Raw genomic sequence first — 23,472 nt, forward strand, 5'->3', positions numbered from 1 at the left:
CACTGGGTTATTCATGGGAAAAGCAAACAAAGCCTTTTGTAGTAACCATTTCAATGGTTTATCATTTGTGCAAACGGTTGAAACCGTTGTCCGATATATTTCTGGTATCAAGATTCCCACGAATGAATTCGTGGGCTTTACTGGATAAGGTTTTGGACGAATAAAATAGCAACAATTTCATTTATTGTAATAAAGTGGGTTTATACATTCCAAATTTTTCGGGGGTTGCGTGAAAAAACTAGCAACCAGCAACAAGCAACCAGCAACAAGAAACGAGCAACAAGAAACGAGCAACCAGCAATCCGGCTACGAAGTAAAAGAGAAATATCTTTCGTTCCCAAACGGGAGTTTAGGAACGAGAAGAAATGTGTGGAGTTTAGGAACGAGAAGAAATGTGTGGAGTTTGGGAACGAGAAATTCTACCACTCTAAAGTCTAAAGTCTAAAGTCTAAAATCTGTACTCTAAATTCTATTGCACCGGCGACATCAAACGAGCGATCTTAACAGCTAATTTGAACCAGATCGGACGCTTGCTGTAATCTTCTACTCCCACCTGGAAACTATTCTGCAGATCATCGTTCAACATAGCTTCCACTCGGGAAGCGAAATTCTTATCGGAGAAAAGCAGATTGATCTCGAAATTTATACGGAAGGAACGATTGTCCAGATTTGCAGTTCCCACTACGGCTTTATCATCATCGATCAACATAACCTTCTCATGTAGGAATCCTTTCTTATAACGATACACTTTTACGCCGGATCGAGTTGTTTCTTCCAAATATGAAAATGAAGAAAGATAGGTAAGAAGTAAATCGGATTTTTGTGGAATTACCAGTCGCACATCAACTCCACGCATCGCTGCAAGCTGAAGTGAAGTAAGAACCTGCTGGTCGGGAACGAAATACGGACTTACGATCCATAAACGCTTTTTGGCACTATTAATGGCCTGTACAAAAAATATACCACAGGTTTCCTGCTCATCTGCCGGTCCTGAAGAAACACTCAAAACTTTGTTGTTGCAGCCTGGAACGGCTTCCGGTTCCCAGTTAAGATCGGGAATGAAATTCGTAACCCAATACCAGTCGGAAAGGAAAGGCAGTTGAATTGTTTGAACAGCCGGGCCTTCGATCATAACGTGTGTATCTCGCCAGTAACCGTATTTAGGATGAATTCCCAGATATTTTTTACTGATGTTACAACCACCGACATAAGCTTTCTTGCCATCTACAATTACTATTTTTCGATGATTACGGAAATTCAGTCGCAATTTAAAACTGAATCTCTTCCTGGTTTTAAAACTGGTGATCTGTATTCCTTTCTCACGCAGTTCTTCCACATAACTTTTTGGCAGCAAATGACTTCCAATATCATCATAAAGGAAATAGATTCTAACTCCTTCTTGATTCTTTTTGACCAGAAGGTCTTTCAGCTGCCTTCCCAGAACATCATCATGAACCATGTAGAATTGGATCAGAACATAATCTTTTGCTTCTTCAATTCCTTTAAAAATATCTTTGAATGTTTCATTGCCATCGATAAGCAACTTTGCTCTGTTACCTTTTGTAAATGGCAGTCTGGCCAGTTTTTCCATAACCTTGAAATCATTGTCGGTATCTTCCAATATCAGGTTTTTCTTTTCTAATTTTTTTAGAAGACAATCAGCAACATTTTTTATTTTCACGTTTCCCGAACGCATTGCTTTCACATAAGCATAAAATTTTCTGTCTCCAAAAATATAATAAAGCGGAAGTGCCAGATAGGGAAACACAATCAGTGAAACCGCCCAGGCGATAGAACCCTGAGCTGTTCGACCTTTCCAGATAGCATCCAAACTGGCAATGATTCCCAGAATATAAATTACAACTACAATTACATACCAGAATGAATGGATTACATCGAGCATTTAAATATCCTTATTGAATGCAAAATCTTTTCCGATTTTCATTAAGATCTGATCGTAGAGCATGGATAGTGTGATAGAATAGGGAATATTTCTTTTGGCATGCTGAGCAATGCTGTAGGCTTCCATAATGCGATTTTGATCCAGATATAGTTTTATGATCTCGATATAAGCTCCCGGATCGGTTGGAGCCAGCTTGATGCTGCGGAGAAGTAGATCAACAGCTTTTGTATTCTTGCCGATCTTGGAACAAACAAGTCCGTAGTTTTTTAAAAAGTGTGGTGTATTCACATTCAATTTATCAGCACTTTCAAAGTCCAGATATGCTTTCAACCAATTCTTCAGATTCATGTATATAAGGCCCTTCAAATAGTAGATTGAACCTTTTTTTCCATAACTCTTCTCAGCCAATTCCAGGTAATGAATTCCTTTCGTAAATTCACGACGTGTATACAGGAGTTCAGCCAGAAAAATATGAGGTAATTCAGAATTCATTGGATAATTATTTTTGAATAATTTCTCAAGACAATCAATTGCTTCGTCAACTCTGTTCAGCTTGGAAAGCACAAATGCTTTATTATACAGCAATTCGGGAGAATTTTCTGGTAGAATATTATAATAATTCAAAGCAAGGCGATATTCATTTAAAGCCAGAAAGCAGTTTCCAATGCGAAAATTGATCAGATCTTTGCGATCGAAAATGGGAAGGAGTTTTTGATATTCCACTATAGCTTTGCGAAACAGCTTTTTAGATTGATACAATTCTGCTAAAGACAGCTGCAATTTGCTGTTATTCGGGTATTCATTTACACTCGATTGCAGAAGTTCTCTGGCTCTTAGCCAGTTTTTGTTTTGCAAATACCTTACCTGCCACAAAATGTTATCAACTTCATTCATTGTATATTTGCTCTATTGATTCTGGTATAATTGCACAATTGCCTGGTAAATATCTTCAAAATCGAAACAGCGATTGATGAAATTCCGCACTTTTGCACCTTCTCTGTAGCCTTTGGTATAAAACGCCAGATGAGATCGCATTTCTTTGATAGCTCTTCCATATCCTTTTTCATGTTGTAAAAGATCAAAATGTCGTTTTATGATGGCAAGCTTTTCTTTTACTTCAGGTTCAGTTTTAATACTCGTTTTCTGGAATTCCTTGATCTGATTGAAAAGCCAGGGTTTGCCAAGTATGCCACGGCCGATCATTACCGCATCGCAACCAGTTTCACTGAACATTTTTTCTGCACTTTCTATATCATCTATATCACCATTTCCTACTATCGGAATTTTTAGATTGGATTTTAATTCTGTTATCAAACTCCAGTCACTTTTTCCTGAAAACATCTGTGCTTTTGTTCTGGGATGAAGGCAGATCATATCTGCACCGGCATTTTCCATTCTCTGCCCGAATTCGGTTGCATTTATGCTGAATTTATCCCAACCCGCTCTTATTTTTACGGATAGTAGGATTTCAGTTCCCCCTAAAACATTTTTAATTTCCTGCACAATCTTCTCAGCAATTTCGGGTGTTTTCATCAAGGCGGAACCAGCTCCGCGTTTTACCACTTTTTTTACCGGGCAACCCATATTGATATCGATGAAATCAGGTTTTGAAGATAAAATTAATTCTGTACCTTTTCTCATTATTTCTGCATCAGAACCAAAAAGCTGAATTCCAAATGGTCGTTGATCTTCATTAAATCTGGCATATTTCATGGTTTTATCGTTGTTGTAGATCAGTCCATCCGCACTCACCATTTCACTGACTACGACATCGGCACCACATTCTTTACAAATGGTTCTGAATGCTTTATCGGTGTAGCCGGCTAAAGGTGCCAGCCACAGTTTTTTTCTGATCAGTTTTTCTAATTTTATCTGCCTTGAATTTGTTGATTTCATTTTTTTGAAAATTATCTATTAAGTATTTTTTAGTTGGAAGATCATAATGCCTGCTGCTACTGCAACGTTCAATGATTCCACATTTGAAGAAATCGGGATGTTAATATTTTCGAATCCCATTTCATAAATTTCAGGTCGAACGCCCTCTGCTTCTGAACCTAAAACAAGAATACAATTTTCATTTGATCTTTCTACTTCACCAAGATCTTTTGCATTCTGCAGAGTAGAAACAAAAATTTGAGCCCTCTGCTTTTGAAGCCAGTCAAGATCGTGCACTTCCGATGGCAGCACAAAAACTGTTCCCAGCGAAGATCTAATTACTTTTGGATTGAATATTTCGCAGCAATCAGGAGAAAGCACGATGCCATCCAAACCGGCTGCAGATGCTGTTCGAAAGATAGTTCCCAGATTTCCCGGTTCTTTGATGTTGTCTAAATAAAGCAGAAACTTCCTGCTATTTATTTTTGGTGTTTCAGTTGGCAGCAAAGCAGCAATATTTTGCGGATTCTTTGTTGCAGTGATCTTTTCCATTTGCCAGTTTTGGAGCTTAATTTGTTCAGTTACACTCGCTATATTATCTGGTAAATCAGCTTCATCACTATAAAAAATCGTATCGATATGAATGTGATTTTCTATCAGGAGTTCTATTGTTCTTTTGCCTTCTACAATAACTTTCCCAAACTGCTGACGATACTTTTTCTGCTGGAGTCTGGCAAAATCTTTTAATTGATTTTTAGTAATTTCCTGCATTGAAGAGAATTAGTTCTGATAGATTTTTTTTATGATTTCAAAATCCACATCATCTATTTGATGCGGTTTTAAATAGATATTCGCATATTGCGTAAAAAGTCCGCTATCGATGAAAAGCGTCAGCAGATCAGGATCGATATCACGATCTTTTGCCATGAAAGCTAAAATTTTGAACGTCTGGGAAAGTGTTTTATCCGATTTGTAAGGTCGATCGCTGGCAGTGAGAGCTTCAAAAATATCGGCAACAGCAATCACACGTGCTTGAAGCGGAAGCTCATCTTCTGTTAGTTGGGAAGGATATCCTTTACCGTTCAACTTTTCATGATGAGACGCAGCAAAAAGTGGTACATTGCGGAATTTTTTTGGAAATGTTAATTCATCCAGTAATTCCAAAGTTACCGAAGCATGTTCATGCATTTTTTCCATTTCTTTTGGAATTAAAGTTCCTTTCCTTATGCTGAGATTATTGAATTCATCTTCCGTAATGATGAAATAGTTCTTGCCCTCCGAAGAATAATTGAAGGTGAAAATCTCGGTTAATTTATTATAAATTTCATCGTTCATATATTCGCTGCTTTCATTGCATGTTATCAGGATTTCTTTATATTCTTTTACTTCATTAATGATCTTGTCAAATTCTCCATACTTTTCTTTTGGAGCCAGTGCTTTATCTCTTTCAATTATAGCAATCACCATATCTATACGTGTTTTCACCATTTCGATGCGATCAAAAATCGTTTCCAGTTTCTTACTTTTATCCATTATATAAACGGGTGTCGTGATCTTGCCAACATCGTGCATCCAGCCAGCAATACTGAGTTCCTGGATTTCATCTTCATCGAATTTGTAATCTTTGAAAATAGTATTATCTTCATTAACTTTCTGGAACAGCATTTCGGAAAGCGTGGCAACTCTGGTAATGTGACCTCCGGTATTTTTAGATTTCCGGTCAATTGCTTTAGCGATACTTTTGATGAATTGATGAAGTAATTTTTCCAGGTTCTGGATTAGCTTCTTATTGGAAAGTGCGATTGCAGCTTGCGATGCCAGAGAATCCAGGAATATGATATTTCTTTTAGCAAATGGTACAATTTCCCCATCATCATCTATGGCATTAATAAGTTGAACAACTCCCAAAATATCATTTTCGTGATTTTTTAACGGTATTGCTGCCATGGAAATCGATTTATAATTATTTGCCCTATCGTATTTTTTGGTACCGGAAGCATCAAACAAATCCTGTTTATATACATCATTGATCTTTTTTGGTTCTTTTGTATGATAAACATAAGCAACGAAATTTTTCATGCGTTTATTGCCATCTGCATCATAAAGCTGTACAGGTGGCCATTTGGATGTGTCAGCAGTACCCATATGCAATTTTTTTGATTTCGTGCATACAACTTTAAAATCAAGATGTTGCTGATCATCAGAAACTGTATAGACGGTTCCTGCATCAGCATTTGTGAAGAACATCGCCTCCTTTAGAATCAATTCAAAGAAAGCGTTGATATCCTGAGTTGCCGACAGAGCGATCCCCACATTTGTCAGTCTTTTTATCGATTCTGTCAACCTCTTGATATCGTACATCAAAATCCTCTTATCTTTTATAATTTGACATAATTTTTATTACTTAGTAAATGTCTGTTCAATATTGATATTATGTCAATGAATTAATTTCAGGATAGAAGAGGAAATAATGATAGACAATGAAACTCTTACCTTTATACAAAAACAGAAAGCACCACTTTCTTCTGTTATTATTTGTGCGGGAAGATCATCACGAATGGGGCAGGAAAAAGCATTGTTAAAAATACGTAATTATACTGTTTTGTCGTTAATTGTAAACAGTCTGAACGAATATTCTGAGACAATTGCGATCGTGTTGAATGCACATAATCACAAAATGATAAGAGAGAGTTTGATTGAGTCTGATATAGAATGGCAGGGAGTTCATTTTGCAATAAATAAAAATGCCGAAAAAGGAATGTTCACTTCCATCAAGCAAGGTTTGGAATCTGCTGTAAAAGAGAAACCTACACTTCTTCATCTTATCGATCAACCGTTTATAAAAGATGAAACCTACGATGCCTTGGAAAACAGCTTGGATGATGATCATTTGATCTTTCAACCATCGGTAAAAATAAATGGAAAATTCAGAGCTGGACATCCCATTATTTTTCAGCCGGAATTTCGCGACTTTCTTTTAAAACAACCTGATGATACAAATTTAAAAGAAGTTCTAAAGAGATTTCAGGATAAGATAAAATACGTCGAAGTTGACGATGAAGCTATTTTGCATAATATTAACACGATGGAAGAATTTGAAGCAAAATTAAAGGAAATATAAAATTTATGGAAACACCGATTTTTGAAATAATAGAAAAAGCAGCCGAAAATCAGAAAAAAGGCATTGCATTTGTGATGGCTACCGTGGTGGAAGGTGTGGAAAAAACACCGGGCAGAAGCGGATTTAAACTGCTTTACTATCAAGATGGCAGTATTGATGGAACAGTTGGTGGCGGCAAATTAGAGAGATTGGTTCTGGATAAATGCAGCGAGATCTTCCAAACCCCAAAAAGTGCACTTCTGGAATTTGCACTCACCGAAACTTCAGAAGGAATCGGCATGGCATGTGGCGGAACAGCTAAAGTTTTTCTGGAATATTTTCCTCCTACGAAAAAAGCCTACATTTTTGGTGCTGGCCATCTTTGCAGAAGTGTGGTTCCACTTCTAACTTCTATCGGTTTTTACTGCGTTGTGATCGATAACAGAGAAGATTTTGCCAATAAAGAAAGAATTCCTTTGGCAAAAGAAGTTCTGGCTGTTGATTATCTGAAATTCCTGGAGAAATTTGAACCTGCCGAAACTGATGCTATTCTAATTTTCACGCATGGTCATATCCACGATTTTGATATTCTGGATGCTCTTTGCAGAAACAATGTAAAGGCAAAATACATTGGCATGATCGGATCTAAAACTAAAGTAAAACAGGCAATCGATAAAATTGAAAAATCAAAATATGCTGGTGATCTGATCTCAAAAGTTTTTGCACCGATCGGCTTGAACATTGGTAAAACCACAACGCAGGAAATTGCCATCGCCATTTCTGCCGAGATTTTAGCAGTTTACAATGATGTGAAGAAGATAGAACATTATAAAAATGAAAAATAAAAAATTTCGTAGCTTGAAGTGCCAGATTGAGAAAGATGAAACTGGAGTTTCAAGTGGTATTGTGTTCCCAAACAGGAGTTTGGGAACAAGAAGTTTGTGTGGAGTTTTGGGAACAAGAAGAACCTTGCGAAGGTTTTGGAACTTCTTGCTTGATCGACCTTCGCAAGGTTAGGATGCATAGCTCGATCTCTCAGATCGTGGAAAAAGCTCCTCTTCGCAAGGGGAGAAGCGGGTTTAGTGTATCACGATCTCTCAGATCGTGGGAACATCTCCCCTTGACAGGGAAGAAAATCGGAAATTTATAAATTGAAGAGGTAAAATAAATGGAAGCTTTTGAAAATTTATTGCAGCAGATACCATATGTAGATTCACCGTTTATGATCAAGGTCTTAAAATCGATCATATTTCTGGCATTGCTTTGGCTTATCAAGATCATCATCAGGCAATTCGTTCTAAAAAGGATTTCCGATGTAAAAGTGCATTATCAGTGGCGCAAAATCTTGAATACTATTTTTGTAATACTGGGTTTTATCATCATCGGGCGCATCTGGTATGAAGGCGTCCAGTCGTTAGTTACTTATCTTGGTTTGCTCTCTGCCGGTATCGCAGTTGCTCTCAAAGATCCCATTTCCAATCTGGCAGGCTGGCTTTTCATCGTTTCGCGCAAACCGTTTGATGTGGGTGATAGAATTCAATTGGGAGAATACGCCGGAGATGTGATCGATTTGAGTGCTTTTCAAATTTCTATTTTGGAAATTGGCAACTGGGTGCAGGCAGATCAATCGACCGGCAGAATTATTCACATTCCAAATGGGAAGATATTCACTCAGGAACTGGCAAATTACGATAAAGGTTTCAAATATATCTGGAACGAGATTCGTGTTCTTATCACCTTTGAAAGCGACTGGCAGAAAGCTAAAAAAATCCTGCTGGAAATTGTCAATAATAAAGGCGAAAACATCTCAACTGCCATGGAAAGACAGATAAAGCGAGCAGCCCGAAAATTCATGATCTACTACAAAAATCTTACACCGATTGTTTATACCGATGTAAAAGATAGCGGAGTTCAACTCACGATTCGTCACCTCTGCGAAACCAGAAGAAGAAGAGGATATAACGAAGCCATCTGGGAAGATATTCTTACCGAATTTGCCAAACACGACGACATCGATCTGGCATATCCTACTACCAGGTTTTACAAGTTGGGCGAGGAAAAGTGAATATTAAAAAACTTATCCCTTTATTCGCGCTAATTTGTGTTAATTCGTGGTTAGTCTCTACCACCTGGTACATCAATCTTGACGGTACAGGTGATTTCACAACCATCCAGGAAGGAATAAATGCTTCAGTAGATAATGATACCGTCCTTGTTTATCCAGGTACATATTACGAGAACCTTGATTTTAATGGAAAGAGTATCACACTTTGCAGTCAGGAACTGATAACAGGAAATTCTCAATTTATTAATTCTACGATCATCGATGGACAAAATCTTGAAAGCTGTATTCGTATTCATAATGGTGAAACAAATGCTATCATTCGAGGATTTACGATCCAGCACGGTTACGGAACTCAATTCTGGTCACATGATGGTGGAGGAATCTTAGTACATGATTATAGTACAGCATTTATTACAAATTGCATTATAAAACATAACAAAGCTTCTCTTGGGGCTGGCATTTACGCCAGGCATGGATTTATCAATCTTTCGGGAGTAACTTTGTACGAAAATTATGGCGTTTGTGGAGGGGCAGTATATCTTGATGACGACAGTTCACTAAATTGTGATCCAGATAATTTATGCAATATCTATAATAATTATGCAGGTAGAGGATCGGATATTTATGTACAGGACACAGGAAACATCGAAGTAATAGTAGATACTTTTACTGTTTTTAATCCCAGTCGCTTCTTTGCTGAATATTATGAAGGTTCAACATTGACGGTTAATATCCAAAACAACTGGATGAACTTAATTCCGGAAGATCTTTATGTTTCCACAAACGGTGATGATAATAATAGCGGAATAACTATTAATGAACCTTTGAAAACAATTTCCTGGGCAATTCACAAAATTCAAGCCAATGAACAGAATCCCAGAACAATTCATATAGCAAACGGTACATATTCTTACCAAGAGAATCAACAAATCTATCCAATTGGATGTAAAGAATTCGTTTCAATAGTTGGTCAAGATATGGATAATACGATACTTTGTAATGATTTCATAGGAACAAATCTTATAGGATTTAATATAAGTAATGAGATTGAAATTAGTGATATTACTTTAAGAAATAGTTCATCTTTACATACTGAAAATGTAGTATATTTTTCAGATATGGAATGTTTAACTTTAAATAATATAAATATATCTAATAATTCTAATATTGATTATATTTTTACAGATAATAATCAATTCAGTTATTATAATAATTTATTAATTGAAGATAATATAATAGAGGGATACTCTGCTGCTGTTTATTTGAGAGGGAGTGGATATCTAAAAAATAGCATTATCAGTAATAATACAAATCTCAGCAATCCACCAATTGGTTGTGAAGTTGCATTGCATATTTCAGCTCGGGGAAATGATAGTGAATTCAATATTGAGAATTGTGTAATTTCAAATAACAATACTGCTAATTCTGAAAGCTGTATTGTTAAAGTAAATAATTATAATGGAAATGAACCAACAATTCGCTTTACTAATTGTATATTTAATGATAATTACTGTGCTGATAATTTTCTATTCTGTAATTATAATTTTAATGGAACAACTATAATGAATAATTGCACACTGGCAGATAATACAACTGGCGGTTCATTTTACAGCCATACAATTGATTCATATGGAGACTTGATACTTAATAATACAATCATGCATAATGATCCAGACTATGAAATCTTTCTTAAAGATGATACTATTAACGGCAATGTAAATGAATGTATAGTTAATTACAGCAATATCAAAAACGGAGAAGCTGGAACATATAATCAGAATAATGCAAATATAATAAGCTGGGAAGATGGTAATATCAGTTTAGATCCTCAATTCTTGCTTTCACAAGAAAATCCTTATCAACTTTCCGAATATTCACCCTGCATCGATACCGGCACTCCGGATACAACAGGTTTACTCCTTCCACCTTATGATCTTCTATATCATGAACGTATCTGGGATGGAGACAATAATGGAGAAGCTATCATCGATATGGGCTGCTATGAATTTGGTGCAGATTCAGTAGGAGTTGAAAATCACCAGTTACCAATGACAAATTCACAAATGACCAATTATCCCAATCCTTTCAATCCATCCACGACGATTTCTTTTGATTTAACCGCTAAGGACACAAATACCGCGAAGATTGAAATCTACAATTTGAATGGCCAGAAAGTAAAAATTCTTTCTGTCACTCTGAGCGAAGTCGAAGAGTCAGGTATTAATCAATTGAAAGTTCCCCGTCTTTCGACGCAGCTCAGGATGACCCAAGCGGGGAAAAATAGCTATTCCGTCATTTGGAACGGCACCGACCAAAGCAACAAGCCTGTCTCCAGCGGAATCTACTTTGCACGATTAAAAGCTGAAAATGTAGAAGCAAGCTGTAAGATGCTGCTGTTGAAATAAATTTGGACTCGACTTCAGAAGAACAAATTAAGACTCGAGTTGAGAATGAAAAGCCTTAAGATTGTATTCTGAAGTCCCGCTTTCAGCTGAACTCCAGTCCACGAGAAGAAAAGAGAGAGAAAAAATAGAATAATTCGGGTTTTAACCCTTCAATTGGGCTAAAGCCCTTTTTTATGATTGTTTTAAAATCCCCGCGATAAATCACGGGGCTATTCATTTGGACTAGAGATTAGAGTATGAAAATCGTCATTTTTTACAGTTACGTAGAAATATGTTGTATAACCCTTCTTTTGAAATAAAAAAAATCTATACCGAACTTTGTTCGTTTTGGTTCGATGCAAAAAAAACAATTTTCCTTTTTTCAATTGACAATTCACCTTCCAAACGGATTTTTCAAAACCATAAAAATAAAGTTGAAATGGAGCAGGAATGAAAAAAACGATCTTACTGATTTTTCTTTCTTTCTCTTTCTTTCTCTTTGCGGAAAGCACCTTCACAGTGATGGATGCGCCAAATGATGATGGATCAGCTCTTATCATCAACTGGAATATCGATCATCCCGATTTAGTGAAGATCGTGCTGCAAAAGGAAAAAGCGAATGGAGAAATAGTTGTTTTAGTAGAAACAGATCAGCAATTCGGAAAATATGTGGATGGAGAAAGTGTAACTGCCGGAACAGAGTACGGTTATCAGTTGTATGCTTTTGACTCAGCTGATCAGCAAATTGCAAAATACGAAGGTTTTGGAACAGCCAAAGTTCAATGGTTCAACACAAATAAAATATCGCTTCTCTTCATGGTGGTAGTTTTAACTGCGGCGATAGTTTATTTCATCTTCTCGGCCAAAAGCGGTAAGGAGCTTTATATTCGCAAGATCAGCGGTTTGGAATCTATGGATGAATCTGTGGGGCGTGCCACAGAAATGGGTAAACCGATTCTGTTCGTGCCGGGAATTCTGGATTTGAACGATATGCAGACGATTGCCGGCTTAACTATTTTGGGGCATTTAGCAGTGAAAACTGCGCAATACGACACCAAGCTGATCGTGCCGGTATGCCGTTCCATGGTACTTTCCACTGCCAAAGAAATCGTTAAGGAATCTTATCTGAAAGCAGGTCGCCCCGATGCCTACGATCCTGATTCGGTTTTCTATCTGACAGATGATCAGTTTGGTTTTGTAGCAGGTGTGGACGGCATTATCGTGCGAGAAAAACCAGCAGCCAATTTCTATCTGGGAGCTTTTTATGCTGAATCTTTGATTCTGGCAGAAACCGGATTTGCCAGCGGAGCTATCCAAACTGCTGGAACTGCCATGCCGAGTCAATTACCATTTTTCGTGGCAGCCTGCGATTATACACTGATCGGTGAGGAACTTTTTGCAGCTTCCGCCTATCTTTCCAAAGAGCCGCATCAGCTGGGAAGTTTGAAGGGTCAGGATTTGGGAAAAGCTATTTTTGTGATCGTATTAACAGCCGGAATTATCATGGAAATATTCGGAATTCACTTCCTGAAAAATTTCCTGACTCTGCATTAAGGAGACAGCTATGAAAAGACAGATACCATTAATAATAACATTTTTAGTCGGATTTATCGTCATTTTTTCCGAGTTCATTCCACAGAGATTTTTCGGTCAGATTTCAAGCACTTTGGAAGAATGGTTTCTCATCATTTCCGGTTTTGCTATCATATTGGGACAGCTCAGTTTGTTCAAAGTAAATTTCCTGAAAATAAAATTTAAACAACCAAACTGGCCATATTACATTGTTACTCTGATCAGTTTTGTTGTCATGGTTGGTTTTGGAGCTTTCTGGGGAACGGAAACCAGTTCCGGATTTCTGGGAGATGGAGCCAAGATCGTGGCAACGCTTGGCGATAAACCGTTTGATTACCTGTTCCATAATGTATATCAACACCTGAGTGCCACAATGTTCTCGCTGCTGGCATTCTTCATTGCATCGGCAGCTTATCGTGCTTTTATTGCCAGAAATGTTGAATCTAATCTTCTGCTGATCGCAGCTGTATTGGTTATGCTGGGAAATACCAGTCTGGGAAGTGCTCTTACAGGCTGGCTGCCGGAATCTCTCAAATTTCTGCATCTACCGCGCATTTCAGAATTTATTATGAAATATCCCAACACGGCCGGGCAGCGAGCCATTATGATCGGAGCCGGTCTTGGTCTTATTGGAAGTTCATTACGGATCATTCTGGGAATTGAACGTTCCTATCTGGGAGGTAAATAATGAGTGCGCATAAACAAATTGACCGACGCTGGATCTTCCTGCTGATCTTTATCTGCGTTGCTCTACCGCTCATCTTTGTGATCGGGCTTCCCATTGAAACAACAGAAAACTCCAGGTTGGTCTACGATCTGGTTCAAAATACACCTCCGGGCAGCAAGGTGATTCTTTCTTTCGATTACGATCCTGGCAGTAAACCGGAACTTCATCCCATGGCAACAGCTGTGATGAAAAATTGTCTGGAAAGAAATGTAAAAGTAATAATTACAGCTCTCTGGCCGATGGGCGTGCAGATGGCGGAAGAAATTCATGAAGAACTTAAAACCGAATATCCCCAAATGGAATATGGCGTAGATTATGTGAATCTTGGTTTCAAAGCTGGCGGTATGGTTACAGTGCAGGCGATGGGGAAGAGCTTCAGAACTATTTTTCCGACCGATCTGAATGGAACCTCCATCAATGAACTGCCCATCATGAACGGCGTGAAGAATTTTGATAACATCGCTTTTGTCTGCTCGTTTTCGGCTGGCGATCCCGGCATTAAACAATGGGTTCAGATAACCCACGATACTTTCGGCAAACCTGTTACCGGCGGCGTGACTGGAGTTAGCGCTCCGGCTGTGTTGCCATACGTGAACGAACAACAGCAGTTAACTGGGCTTCTGGCCGGTTTGAAAGGAGCTGCAGAATATGAATTCATGGTGAAAAAACCAGGAACTGCAACCAGTGGAATGGACGCCCAATCTATAGCTCATCTGCTGATAATTATTTTTATCGCCATTGGAAACATCAACTATTGGCGAAATAAGAAGAAAGAAGCAAAAGGAGGTGAATAATGTTGCATTTTTTTGAAGTTTTAGGAGTTTGGCTGGCAGCACTGTTCACTTTTGCCATCTATAGTTTTTTGTACAAAGATAATCCGTTTTACAAAGTTGCAGAGCAGATCTTTGTTGGTCTTTCTGCCGGTTACTGGTTCATCTACACGGTCTATTCAATTTTGATACCGAACTTGTTTTTACCGCTTTCGGAAGATTTTACCGGTAATTGGATCAAGATGATTCCAGCTGTTCTGGGAATTATGATGCTGCTTCGTTTGATTCCTTCCATCGATTGGGTCAGTCGTTATCCGGTAGCATTTGTCATCGGTACAACTTCCGGAGTTTTCTTTTTAAGATATTTGAAATCCGATGTCATCAATCAGATGACAGCAACCATGATAAATCCATTTACCGGAGGAGATTGGGTCGTTGTGATTGGCCAGCTGCTGCTGGTGGTTGGAACCATAACAGGAGTGATCTATTTCTATTTCAGTAAAAAACATGAAGGAGCTTTCGGTGTAACTGCCAAGATCGGGATTTACTTTTTGATGGTAAGTTTTGGTGCAGCCTTCGGATATACAGCGATGGCGCGTATTTCTTTGCTTATTGGAAGACTGCAATTCCTGTTGGGAGACTGGCTGGGAATAATTGGCCATTAAATTAAATAAAAAATCCTTGCGAAGGTTTTAGCACTTCCTGCTTGTTCGACCTTCGCAAGGTTAAATTCAGTGTAACTCGATCTGCCAGATCGAGAAAGAAGAAACAGGAGTTTCGTTGCTAAATTCGTTCTTCGTTCCCAAACGGGAGTTTAGGAACGAGAAGATTTGTGTGGAGTTTAGGAACGAGAAGAAAAAAAATCCTTGCGAAGGTTTTAGCACTTCCTGCTTGTTCGACCTTCGCAAGGTTAAATTCAGTGTAACTCGATCTGCCGGATCGAGAAAGAAAGCTCCCCTTTGTAAGGGGAGAAGCGGCTTTAGCCGTAGAGGGGTTTAATGAAAGTCGTAAGTGTAGCTGGATATCATCATACAGGAAAAACAACAGTAGTGGTAAATCTGATAAAAGAACTTCGCAGAAGAGGTTACACGGTTTCTTCGATCAAAGATATCCATTCTGAGAAATTCTCTATGGAGAAAATCGGCAGCAACAGCTGGAAGCATTGGGAAGCCAGCCAGAATGTAGTTATTGCCAGAGGATTGACTGAAACTTACCAGGTGTGGCATCAGCAGCTTAGTTTGCAGCAGATGCTTTCCAAACTGAATACAGACTGGGTGGTAGTGGAAGGAATGCGTTCCGAACCACTTCCACGTATAATTTGTGCGGAAAATAAACAACAATTAGATGAACTGGTGGATGGTACTGTTTTGGCAATTTCCGGTAAATATGCCAACGATCATGTTTTTCATGATGATCTTCATGTTTTTAAAGCAGATAAAGATATCCAGGAATTAACTGATCTGGTGGAAAGAAAGGTTTTCGAAGTTCTTCCGCTTCCAAAGCAGGAATGTTGTGGAGAATGTGGTTTCAGCTGCCGGGAAATGGTAGAAAACATCCTGCAGGGAAAAATGCAGAGAAGTGATTGCAAAGTAGACAACAATGTTGCCATAAAAGTAGAAATCGGTGATGAGCAGCTTGATCTTGTACCGTATGTTCAAAACACATTCAAAGATATAATTGAAGCCTATCTGCAAAATTTGAAAGGATATAAAAAGGGAAAGAAAATAAAGATAGAAATTAATAATTAACCTAAACCGGGAGGTTAAAATGAAATCGAATTTGATCATCCAGAAACAAAAAAGGCAGGTTATAAAAATTTGTAAATCTCCCAAAATGTTCAAGAAAGAACTTTATATCTATCAGAAGAATCTGCCCTTCACACCCAGATTAATAGATCATGATGGCAAAAATACTTTGATGCTGGAATATATTGATGGCATTCCAATTGGTGAGCTGGCACAATCAGATTTTAGTAAAATAGCTGAACTGTTTTTGCAGCTGCATAACCTTGAAAATAAAAAGGGGAAAGTGATATGTCATTATGATAACAATCCCAAAAACTACCTTTTCAAAAACGGAAAATACTTTATGATAGATTTCGGTGAATGGAAATATGACAGACCGGAGATCGATCTGATCCACTTTCTGCTTTTCTGGGCTTCCATTTACAATAAAAGGAAATTTGATATTGCCTTCAAAAAACTGATGCAATCCTACCTGAAAAGTGGTGATATAAATCCTTTGGAATGGGAAATGTTGATACCGGAAGTAATTGAGCATTTCGATTCTCGGCGAGAAAGATACGGAAAAATCGAGATAAATGCTGATGTGAATGAAAATAGGGAAAGACTAAAAAATATCTATCAATAAAAAAAGCCCCCAAAACGGGGGCAAAATCTTTAAAAAAAATTTCTTACATTTCTCCCGTAAAGAAGTGCATCAGCTGTTCGCCAGCTATTATTTCAATTTCTACTAAGGGATATTCAACTCCATAAGCATCAATTAATTTCATTGTATAATTTCCTGCTTTAATAGCAATTTCATCAATTTCATCAGGTAGCAGCACTCCATCATAGAGATCTTCACTCCACTCATTTGAACCTTCCTTTTTGAGAAGAATTTGATCTAAAGTAAGAGGAGAGATATTTCTCATTTGAATGCGTCCGCGGTCGTATTTTATGTGATAAGTTTTGTTCTTGCCTGGTTTCATTTCCACTTTGAAAGTCTTGGGTGATCGATATGAAATGGGAGAATTTGCTACATATTCTACAGCAACTTCCTGGGTTTCGGATAAGAGCAAATAGCTATCTAAATAGTATTCTTCTACAGCAGGCGTACCGTTGGATTGAATTTCATAAATAATTCCATCGATTTTGGCTTTTTGCATAATAGGAGTGTCATTATAGATCTTAAGCTCACATTCTTTTGTACAACCAAAAGATAATGCAATTGCGATGAGTAGTGGGACGATCATCTTTTTCATGGTAACCTCCATTTAATTTACCTTTTTACACAAATTCAGAAAAGAGAAAAATGTAAAGAAAAAAAATCTAAGTTCTTGTAAGCAAAGCTTTCAATAATATTTTGAATTTTGTCTAAGTTTAGTTTGAAAAAGTTCCACGCATCCCCCGAAAATTTTGGCTGATATAAATCTGATTTATTGTAATAAATGAAATAATTTCTATTTTGCCCATCCAAAACCTTATCCAGCAAAGCCCACGAAATCATTCGTGGGAATCTTGATACGAGAAATAAATCGGTCAACGGTTTTAACCGTTTGCCAAAATAACAAACCATTGAAATGGTTATTATAAAAGGCATTGCTTGCTTTTCCCATGAATAACCCAGTGAAATTTAATCAATAGAATTCCTCGACGCTTGCGTCGGGGTTTTCCGAAATTTCTCCCCTGTTTGAGTGGAGATGCCGAAGGCAGAGGGGTAAATAATGAAAATTCGATTTTCAGCTTGCTGAAATAAATTTAGCGAAATACACCTTGGCTCTGCCACGGTGATAGTCAAATTTAAGAATTTTCTTTATTTGATTTCACAGGTTAAAAATTCAGGGGCTTGAAAAAAATAAAATTAGAGTTATTTTTTGTTGATTACTGAAAAAAAAATATTTTTCGGAGGATGCAAATGAAAAAGTTCTGCTTGACACAAAATGTAAATCAGAGAACTATCAGAACAGAATTAGATTATAGTTCGGGAGAGTATTATGAATATTTTCGTTGGAAATATGTTAAGAGACATGAAGAAAGAAGAACTCCAGCAATTATTTTCACAGTATGGTGAAGTAGACTCAGTTACAATTTTAATTGATAGAATTCGTGGAGAATGGAAGGCATTTGGATTTGTAGATATGCCTAATCTGGAAGATGCTAATAAGGCCATGAAAGCTTTAGATGGGAAAGATCTGCAGGGTAAAAATTTAATAGTTCACGAAGCTCGATATAGAACAAAGGACAGAAGAAACAACGGAAGAAGAGGTGGCAGAAGATTTACAGATGAAGCGGAAGAATAAAATCTGAAAAATTATTTAAATAACAGCCTCAATCTTGAGCTCAAAATTGTGGCTGTTGTTTTTTTTAAAGTAGGTTTAAATTTTTTTTCTTTGCGATCATCTTTTTTTTTGTACTAAACGATCTAAACGAATGGGAAATGTAGTTTCAGATCAGATTATCAGATCAGCTTTTTCAAATTTTTTCTAAAATTCTGCACATCATTTTCCACACTTTCCATAATTTCTTTCACTTTGTGAAACTCCAGAATGTTTACGTCTAGCAATTCCGGTTTGATGTAGATATCAGGTTCTTTGATCTTCATCTGATAGTGGATCACAGAGTTCTGTAAAGTATTGAAACTGACCATGATGCTGTCAAAAAAACTTGGGAGCTTTGGTTTCTGAGGTACTTTTATCGTTCCGGAAACGTCGATTGCAATTGTAAGATCACATTCATCCTGGATGAGGTCGTAAGGCAGATTGTTGGCAATTCCACCATCCACAAGTACTGTGTCGTCGATAACGACCGGTGCGAACACAGCGGGAATGGACATGCTGGCACGAATGGCGGGAACCAGCTCTCCAGAATCGAATACGACCTGCTGCTGCCTCCAATAATCTGTTGCCACGATTTTGAGAGGAATCTTTAGATCTTCAAACTTTTTGACCGGCAGATTATCTTCAAAAAATTTTGCTACCCCTTTGCCATCCAGAAAACTGGAGGTTTTAAACAGAGATATATCGATCAATTTGTGTACGCTATCGAATTTTCTGTAATATTCTTTCAGGTCGGCAAGCTTGGAATCCAGAAATTTTTCCAATTTGCCCTCTTCCTTTTTGTCTTCTTTCTCTTCAACTTCTTCATTTTTTTTCTTTGTCAAATCCAGGGAATCCAGAATCTCATGGATTTCATTGCCGGATAAACCGGCTGCGTAAAATGAGCCGATGATAGCACCGATACTCGTTCCCGAAATGATCTGCGGTTTGATATCCATCTCATCCAGAACTTTCAGGAATTCGATATGACACAATCCTCTGGCACCGCCGCCACCTAAACACAAACCGATTTTTTGCATAATCTACCTCTCATAGAATTTTCCTGTTGCTTCTCTGCAAAATAAAACTCACCTTTCATTAATCATTTATGAATTCATTTTGATTCTCTTTTCAGTTTAGTCAAATAAATATTTAAACCTGTCTTGACAACTTCAAGTTGCTAACAAATTTGGATACATGAAAAATGTAATTATGAAGGTAGAAGATTGAAAAAACAACCGATTGGTATTTTCGATTCCGGTGTGGGCGGATTGACTGTTTTTAAGGAAATTCGTTGTCAATTTCCCTGGGAAAATATTGTTTATTTTGGCGATACTGCCCGCGTTCCATATGGACCAAAATCACGTGGAACAGTAATCGAATATTCCATTCAAAATGCTCGTTTTTTAATTCAATGTGGTGCGAAACTTATCGTAGTTGCCTGCAATACTTCATCTTCCGTAGCATTGGAAACGCTGTCTCAAAATATTTCGGTTCCCGTTTTAGGTGTGATAAATCCTGGCGCAGAAACAGCTGTAAAAACTACCAGAAATGGAAAAATTGGGATTATCGGTACAGAAGGCACTATTCGCAGCAATGCTTACACCGATGCCATTTCCAAACTGGACAAAAATGTTCAGGTTTTCAGTACTGCCTGCCCATTATTTGTGTCGCTGGCAGAAGAAGGCTGGGAAGATCATCCTGTCACAAAACTGGTAATTGAAGAATATCTCACTCCGCTTCTGAAAAAAGAAATCGATACTTTAGTTTTGGGCTGTACGCATTATCCCATCCTGAAAAAAGCAATTCAAAATTTTGTGGGAAATGATATTAAATTGGTGGATAGTGCCCAGGCAGTAACAGAAGAATTGAAATCGATTTTGGATGAATCGGAGACAAGTCCAACTGGAAATGACGAATTTTATGTAAGTGATAACGAAGATAAATTCCATAAAATTGCTACTCGAATATTGGATAAAAATGTCGAATCACTTCTCAAGGTAAAATTAGGCGAAAGCTGGTATATCTAAATAGGAATTTTAATGAATAAATTAACCCCTTTGTTCTGTGAAAGATTATTTGAAAGAGAAACAGAACATTTCCCCTTTACAGGGGAAGAAATTGGAAAAGAAAGGTCGAATTTCTGCTTTCGCTTCCTTTGGAAGAGAGCTGTCCGACTGTGGAGGACTGAGGGTTTTAGATTGAGAATAAATATTTTCTCAGGATCAAATAAGAATCAATTTGTCTTAAGCAACCAACTTTTGTGGTTTTCTCGACAGGGCACAGCTTTAACGAAGACTGTTTTGGCTATAAGATAATTAGGATAATCAATGGAAGACATGATCGAAAAATACAGTGAACTTGCTTTTAACATCGTTAGTAATCTTTTGCATATTCAAAAAGATGATGTCGTGTCAATAGCGGGTGAAATCCATAATGTCAGAAGCAATGAAGCTGCACTTCTGGAGCTGCCGTTGATAGAGGAAATTGCAGTTGCGATCCGTAAAAGAAAAGCATTTCCTGTATTAGAACTTTCCACAGAAAACCTGAAAAAAAGATTCTTTGCCGAAATGCCGGAAGAGGTTTTTTCGGTTCCGCCAAATTATTACAAAAGCTGGATAAATTCCATCGATATTTTTATAGAAGTTGGCTGGGAAAGCTTTGCCAGCGATTTCAAAGAAACTTCCGATCAGCAGATAAAAAGTTTCAAAGACTCCACCAAATCCATCATGGAGCATCTCTTTGAACAGAAAAAGAAACTCGTTTTTTTGAACTTTCCCACTCACGAACTGGCAGGTTATATCGAAAAGGATTTCGAAGAACTGCAAAGCATCTATCTAAATGCCGTGAATTGTAATTATAATCTTCTGAAAATCTATGGTGGCGAATTGCACGATAAATTCTTTTCCTACAGCAATTATCGCATTATTTCCAAAAGTGAAGAACTGGCTGTAAAAATAATCAAAGATAAAATAAAAGTTTACGATGGTGATTCTACAAAACATGAAATTGTAGTAATTCCTACCGGTATTGTGGAAATGCCCATTGACAGAGAAAGCCTGGATGGCGTTTTCTTCGCCGATAAAATTTATTATAAAAACAAAACTTACGATAATGTTAAGATCAAATTCGAAAATGGCGTAGTGCGATATGTAGCCTTCACCAAGGATAAAAAGGGCAATTATCATATGCAGAGCGAATTTATCAACAGCCTGGAGGAATGCTATCTCACAGTTGGTTTCAACAAGAATATCTTCACTCACACAAACTATCATTCCTACGATCGCTGCATCGATAATAACGTTTCACTCAAGTTTTTTGACCGCAGTTTCAAACCAATCTTTATTTCCTGCCTGAATGCGGAAATTGAAAAAAGAATGTAAATATAAAGTATAAATAGGAGCAAATCTTGGCTAAACACATTTTTGTGATCGGGGGAGTGTTAAGTTCATTGGGAAAAGGCATCGCTTCTTCTTCCATTGGATTGTTGATGAAAAAAATGGGATACGACGTGGTGATGCAGAAATTCGATCCCTATTTGAATGTTGATCCGGGAACGATGAGTCCCTTCCAGCATGGTGAAGTTTTCGTTACTGATGATGGAGCGGAAACGGATCTTGATCTGGGACATTATGAAAGATTTATCGGCAAGCCACTTACGAAAAATTCCAATTCTACATCAGGTCAGATCTATGAATCTGTTCTCACCAAAGAACGCCGCGGAGATTATCTCGGCAAAACGGTTCAGGTGATTCCACACGTTACCAATGAGATCAAATCTCTGGTGCGAAAAATCGGTCAGGGTCATGATGTTGTGATCACAGAAGTTGGTGGAACAGTTGGAGATATCGAAAGTTTGCCATTCTTGGAAGCGATCCGTCAATTCCGCCTGGAAGTAGGTAGCGAAAATTCTATGTTCGTTTTCCTGACCTACGTTCCCTACATAAAAGCTGCGGGAGAACTGAAAACAAAACCAACTCAACATGCTACCACCAAATTACGTGAGATCGGTATTCAACCCGACTTGCTTCTGTGCCGCAGTGAAAAACCATTCAGCGATGAGATCAAAAGCAAGATTGCACTTTTTACGAACGTGCAGAAAAGCCGCGTGATCAACGCCATCGATGTGAGTACGATCTACGAAGTTCCCAAAGTTTATATGGAAGCCAAGATTCATGAAAAGATCTGTGAACACTTCCGACTGCCGCAAAATCTGATCGATTTCAAAGAATGGGAAGAGATCATCGACAACATCAAAAATCCCGAAAAAGAAGTTACAATTGCTGTTTGCGGAAAATACGTGGAACATCAGGATGCCTACAAAAGTGTAGGTGCTGCCCTCATTCATGCTGCAGCATCGAACAGATTGAAATTGAATGTGAAATGGGTGGATTCTGAAAAGACTTTAACGCAGAATAAAATTAAAGAAATGCTGAAAGGTGTGGATGGAATTCTGGTTCCCGGTGGATTTGGTGTGCGTGGAATCGATGGTAAGATCGAGATCGCTCAATATGCCCGGGAAAATAAAATTCCCTATTTTGGAATTTGTCTGGGAATGCAGATCGCAGTTATCGAATTTGCCAAGAATATCTGCGGTCTGGAAGATCCTTACAGCAGCGAATTTAACGAACATTGTAAAAACCCTGTTATCGATTTGATGCAGGATCAGAAATACATCGATATGATGGGTGGAACAATGAGATTGGGAGCTTATCCCTGCCGCTTGAAAAAAGGTTCTTTAGCGCAAAAAATTTATAAGAAAATAGACATTTCGGAACGTCATCGTCACCGCTATGAATTCAATAATGAATACAGGGAATGCCTGACTGAGAAGGGAATGGTAATCTCCGGTCTTTCACCAGATGAACTGCTGGTGGAAGTAGTAGAAATTCCTGATCATCCTTTCTTTATCGGAGTGCAATATCATCCCGAATTCAAGTCCCGTCCCGATGAACCGCAACCTATATTCAAGGAATTCGTCAGGATTTCTGCTGAATTAAAGAAATAAATAAATAATCCCGTTCTTCAGAGCAGGACTTT

Annotated in this window: 22 protein-coding genes; 15 read left to right on the plus strand and 7 right to left on the minus strand. The window is 37.9% G+C overall.

All coding sequences use genetic code 11. The features are described 5' to 3' along the window. Nucleotides 1–229 precede the first annotated feature (229 nt). A complete protein-coding gene (locus K9N40_08340; GenBank protein MCF7814473.1) occupies nt 230–445 on the plus strand; it encodes a hypothetical protein in 216 nt (71 codons plus the stop codon). Nucleotides 446–469: 24 nt separating this feature from the next. Here the strand turns inward: K9N40_08340 and cls are convergent, their stop codons facing one another. Genes cls through K9N40_08365 form a run of 5 tightly spaced genes read right to left on the minus strand, consistent with a single transcriptional unit; the run spans nt 470 to nt 6,139 of the window. After that, nucleotides 470–1,903, minus strand: a complete 1,434-nt coding sequence (gene cls, locus K9N40_08345) for a cardiolipin synthase (protein MCF7814474.1) — start codon at nt 1,901–1,903, stop codon at nt 470–472. After that, nucleotides 1,904–2,797 carry a hypothetical protein gene (locus tag K9N40_08350; GenBank protein MCF7814475.1) on the minus strand — a complete coding sequence of 298 codons (894 nt, stop codon included), beginning with the start codon at nt 2,795–2,797 and terminating at the stop codon, nt 1,904–1,906. A gap of 12 nt (nt 2,798–2,809) precedes the next feature. Next, on the minus strand, nt 2,810–3,799 hold the full coding sequence (dusB, locus tag K9N40_08355; protein ID MCF7814476.1) for a tRNA dihydrouridine synthase DusB: 990 nt from the start codon (nt 3,797–3,799) through the stop codon (nt 2,810–2,812). A gap of 18 nt (nt 3,800–3,817) precedes the next feature. Then, nucleotides 3,818–4,549 carry an RNA methyltransferase gene (locus tag K9N40_08360; GenBank protein MCF7814477.1) on the minus strand — a complete coding sequence of 244 codons (732 nt, stop codon included), beginning with the start codon at nt 4,547–4,549 and terminating at the stop codon, nt 3,818–3,820. 9 nt (nt 4,550–4,558) lie between these two features. Further along, nucleotides 4,559–6,139, minus strand: coding sequence for an HD domain-containing protein (locus tag K9N40_08365; protein MCF7814478.1), 1,581 nt, complete (start codon nt 6,137–6,139; stop codon nt 4,559–4,561). A gap of 109 nt (nt 6,140–6,248) precedes the next feature. On the opposite strand from K9N40_08365, the gene K9N40_08370 reads away from it, so the two are divergent. From K9N40_08370 to K9N40_08415, 10 genes are all read left to right on the plus strand, one after another. Continuing rightward, on the plus strand, nt 6,249–6,899 hold the full coding sequence (locus K9N40_08370) for an NTP transferase domain-containing protein (protein MCF7814479.1): 651 nt from the start codon (nt 6,249–6,251) through the stop codon (nt 6,897–6,899). 5 nt (nt 6,900–6,904) lie between these two features. Continuing rightward, nucleotides 6,905–7,723 carry an XdhC/CoxI family protein gene (locus K9N40_08375; GenBank protein MCF7814480.1) on the plus strand — a complete coding sequence of 273 codons (819 nt, stop codon included), beginning with the start codon at nt 6,905–6,907 and terminating at the stop codon, nt 7,721–7,723. 323 nt (nt 7,724–8,046) lie between these two features. After that, the gene (locus K9N40_08380; GenBank protein ID MCF7814481.1) at nt 8,047–8,943 is read left to right on the plus strand and encodes a mechanosensitive ion channel family protein; all 897 of its coding nucleotides are present in this window, start codon (nt 8,047–8,049) and stop codon (nt 8,941–8,943) included. Then, entirely contained in the window at nt 8,940–11,348 is a 2,409-nt protein-coding gene (locus tag K9N40_08385) for a hypothetical protein (GenBank protein MCF7814482.1), read from the plus strand. Before K9N40_08380 ends, K9N40_08385 begins: the two co-directional genes overlap by 4 nt. A gap of 429 nt (nt 11,349–11,777) precedes the next feature. Beyond that, entirely contained in the window at nt 11,778–12,881 is a 1,104-nt protein-coding gene (locus tag K9N40_08390; protein ID MCF7814483.1) for a hypothetical protein, read from the plus strand. A 10-nt stretch (nt 12,882–12,891) separates the two neighbouring features. Then, nucleotides 12,892–13,587, plus strand: coding sequence for a hypothetical protein (locus K9N40_08395; protein ID MCF7814484.1), 696 nt, complete (start codon nt 12,892–12,894; stop codon nt 13,585–13,587). Then, the gene (locus K9N40_08400) at nt 13,587–14,420 is read left to right on the plus strand and encodes a hypothetical protein (protein MCF7814485.1); all 834 of its coding nucleotides are present in this window, start codon (nt 13,587–13,589) and stop codon (nt 14,418–14,420) included. The genes K9N40_08395 and K9N40_08400 overlap by 1 nt, the downstream gene beginning before the upstream one ends. Further along, nucleotides 14,420–15,061: a hypothetical protein gene (locus tag K9N40_08405; protein MCF7814486.1), complete on the plus strand. Its 642-nt coding sequence runs from the start codon at nt 14,420–14,422 to the stop codon at nt 15,059–15,061. The genes K9N40_08400 and K9N40_08405 overlap by 1 nt, the downstream gene beginning before the upstream one ends. A gap of 333 nt (nt 15,062–15,394) precedes the next feature. Next, nucleotides 15,395–16,144 (plus strand): molybdopterin-guanine dinucleotide biosynthesis protein B, encoded by a 750-nt coding sequence (gene mobB / locus K9N40_08410; GenBank protein ID MCF7814487.1) that lies wholly within the window; start codon nt 15,395–15,397, stop codon nt 16,142–16,144. Between the two features lie 19 nt (nt 16,145–16,163). Then, nucleotides 16,164–16,766: a phosphotransferase gene (locus K9N40_08415; GenBank protein MCF7814488.1), complete on the plus strand. Its 603-nt coding sequence runs from the start codon at nt 16,164–16,166 to the stop codon at nt 16,764–16,766. Between the two features lie 43 nt (nt 16,767–16,809). On the opposite strand, the gene K9N40_08420 is transcribed toward K9N40_08415, so the two are convergent. Then, on the minus strand, nt 16,810–17,379 hold the full coding sequence (locus tag K9N40_08420) for a hypothetical protein (GenBank protein ID MCF7814489.1): 570 nt from the start codon (nt 17,377–17,379) through the stop codon (nt 16,810–16,812). Between the two features lie 732 nt (nt 17,380–18,111). Between K9N40_08420 and K9N40_08425 the strand changes: the two genes are divergently transcribed. After that, complete coding sequence (locus tag K9N40_08425; GenBank protein ID MCF7814490.1) at nt 18,112–18,417, plus strand: RNA-binding protein; 306 nt, start codon at nt 18,112–18,114, stop codon at nt 18,415–18,417. 158 nt (nt 18,418–18,575) lie between these two features. Here the strand turns inward: K9N40_08425 and K9N40_08430 are convergent, their stop codons facing one another. Continuing rightward, entirely contained in the window at nt 18,576–19,472 is an 897-nt protein-coding gene (locus tag K9N40_08430; protein ID MCF7814491.1) for a patatin-like phospholipase family protein, read from the minus strand. 186 nt (nt 19,473–19,658) lie between these two features. On the opposite strand from K9N40_08430, the gene murI reads away from it, so the two are divergent. The 3 genes from murI to K9N40_08445 all read left to right on the plus strand — a co-directional run bounded on the left by murI (nt 19,659) and on the right by K9N40_08445 (nt 23,440). Next, the gene (gene murI, locus K9N40_08435) at nt 19,659–20,462 is read left to right on the plus strand and encodes a glutamate racemase (protein ID MCF7814492.1); all 804 of its coding nucleotides are present in this window, start codon (nt 19,659–19,661) and stop codon (nt 20,460–20,462) included. 300 nt (nt 20,463–20,762) lie between these two features. Beyond that, complete coding sequence (locus K9N40_08440) at nt 20,763–21,815, plus strand: aminopeptidase (GenBank protein ID MCF7814493.1); 1,053 nt, start codon at nt 20,763–20,765, stop codon at nt 21,813–21,815. Between the two features lie 26 nt (nt 21,816–21,841). Next, nucleotides 21,842–23,440: a CTP synthase gene (locus tag K9N40_08445; protein MCF7814494.1), complete on the plus strand. Its 1,599-nt coding sequence runs from the start codon at nt 21,842–21,844 to the stop codon at nt 23,438–23,440. Nucleotides 23,441–23,472: the final 32 nt, after the last annotated feature.

The organism is Candidatus Cloacimonadota bacterium, assembly GCA_021734245.1.
In the GTDB taxonomy this organism is placed as follows: Bacteria; Cloacimonadota; Cloacimonadia; order Cloacimonadales; family TCS61; genus B137-G9.

Bases quoted from the DNA above. Each gene is read 5' to 3' on its own strand.
- cls (MCF7814474.1), bottom strand. From the start codon at position 1,903: ATGCTCGATGTAATCCATTCATTCTGGTATGTAATTGTAGTTGTAATT.
- K9N40_08350 (MCF7814475.1), bottom strand. From the start codon at position 2,797: ATGAATGAAGTTGATAACATTTTGTGGCAGGTAAGGTATTTGCAAAAC.
- dusB (MCF7814476.1), bottom strand. From the start codon at position 3,799: ATGAAATCAACAAATTCAAGGCAGATAAAATTAGAAAAACTGATCAGA.
- K9N40_08360 (MCF7814477.1), bottom strand. From the start codon at position 4,549: ATGCAGGAAATTACTAAAAATCAATTAAAAGATTTTGCCAGACTCCAG.
- K9N40_08365 (MCF7814478.1), bottom strand. From the start codon at position 6,139: ATGTACGATATCAAGAGGTTGACAGAATCGATAAAAAGACTGACAAAT.
- K9N40_08370 (MCF7814479.1), top strand. From the start codon at position 6,249: ATGATAGACAATGAAACTCTTACCTTTATACAAAAACAGAAAGCACCA.
- K9N40_08375 (MCF7814480.1), top strand. From the start codon at position 6,905: ATGGAAACACCGATTTTTGAAATAATAGAAAAAGCAGCCGAAAATCAG.
- K9N40_08380 (MCF7814481.1), top strand. From the start codon at position 8,047: ATGGAAGCTTTTGAAAATTTATTGCAGCAGATACCATATGTAGATTCA.
- K9N40_08390 (MCF7814483.1), top strand. From the start codon at position 11,778: ATGAAAAAAACGATCTTACTGATTTTTCTTTCTTTCTCTTTCTTTCTC.
- K9N40_08395 (MCF7814484.1), top strand. From the start codon at position 12,892: ATGAAAAGACAGATACCATTAATAATAACATTTTTAGTCGGATTTATC.
- K9N40_08400 (MCF7814485.1), top strand. From the start codon at position 13,587: ATGAGTGCGCATAAACAAATTGACCGACGCTGGATCTTCCTGCTGATC.
- K9N40_08405 (MCF7814486.1), top strand. From the start codon at position 14,420: ATGTTGCATTTTTTTGAAGTTTTAGGAGTTTGGCTGGCAGCACTGTTC.
- mobB (MCF7814487.1), top strand. From the start codon at position 15,395: ATGAAAGTCGTAAGTGTAGCTGGATATCATCATACAGGAAAAACAACA.
- K9N40_08415 (MCF7814488.1), top strand. From the start codon at position 16,164: ATGAAATCGAATTTGATCATCCAGAAACAAAAAAGGCAGGTTATAAAA.
- K9N40_08420 (MCF7814489.1), bottom strand. From the start codon at position 17,379: ATGAAAAAGATGATCGTCCCACTACTCATCGCAATTGCATTATCTTTT.
- K9N40_08425 (MCF7814490.1), top strand. From the start codon at position 18,112: ATGAATATTTTCGTTGGAAATATGTTAAGAGACATGAAGAAAGAAGAA.
- K9N40_08430 (MCF7814491.1), bottom strand. From the start codon at position 19,472: ATGCAAAAAATCGGTTTGTGTTTAGGTGGCGGCGGTGCCAGAGGATTG.
- K9N40_08440 (MCF7814493.1), top strand. From the start codon at position 20,763: ATGGAAGACATGATCGAAAAATACAGTGAACTTGCTTTTAACATCGTT.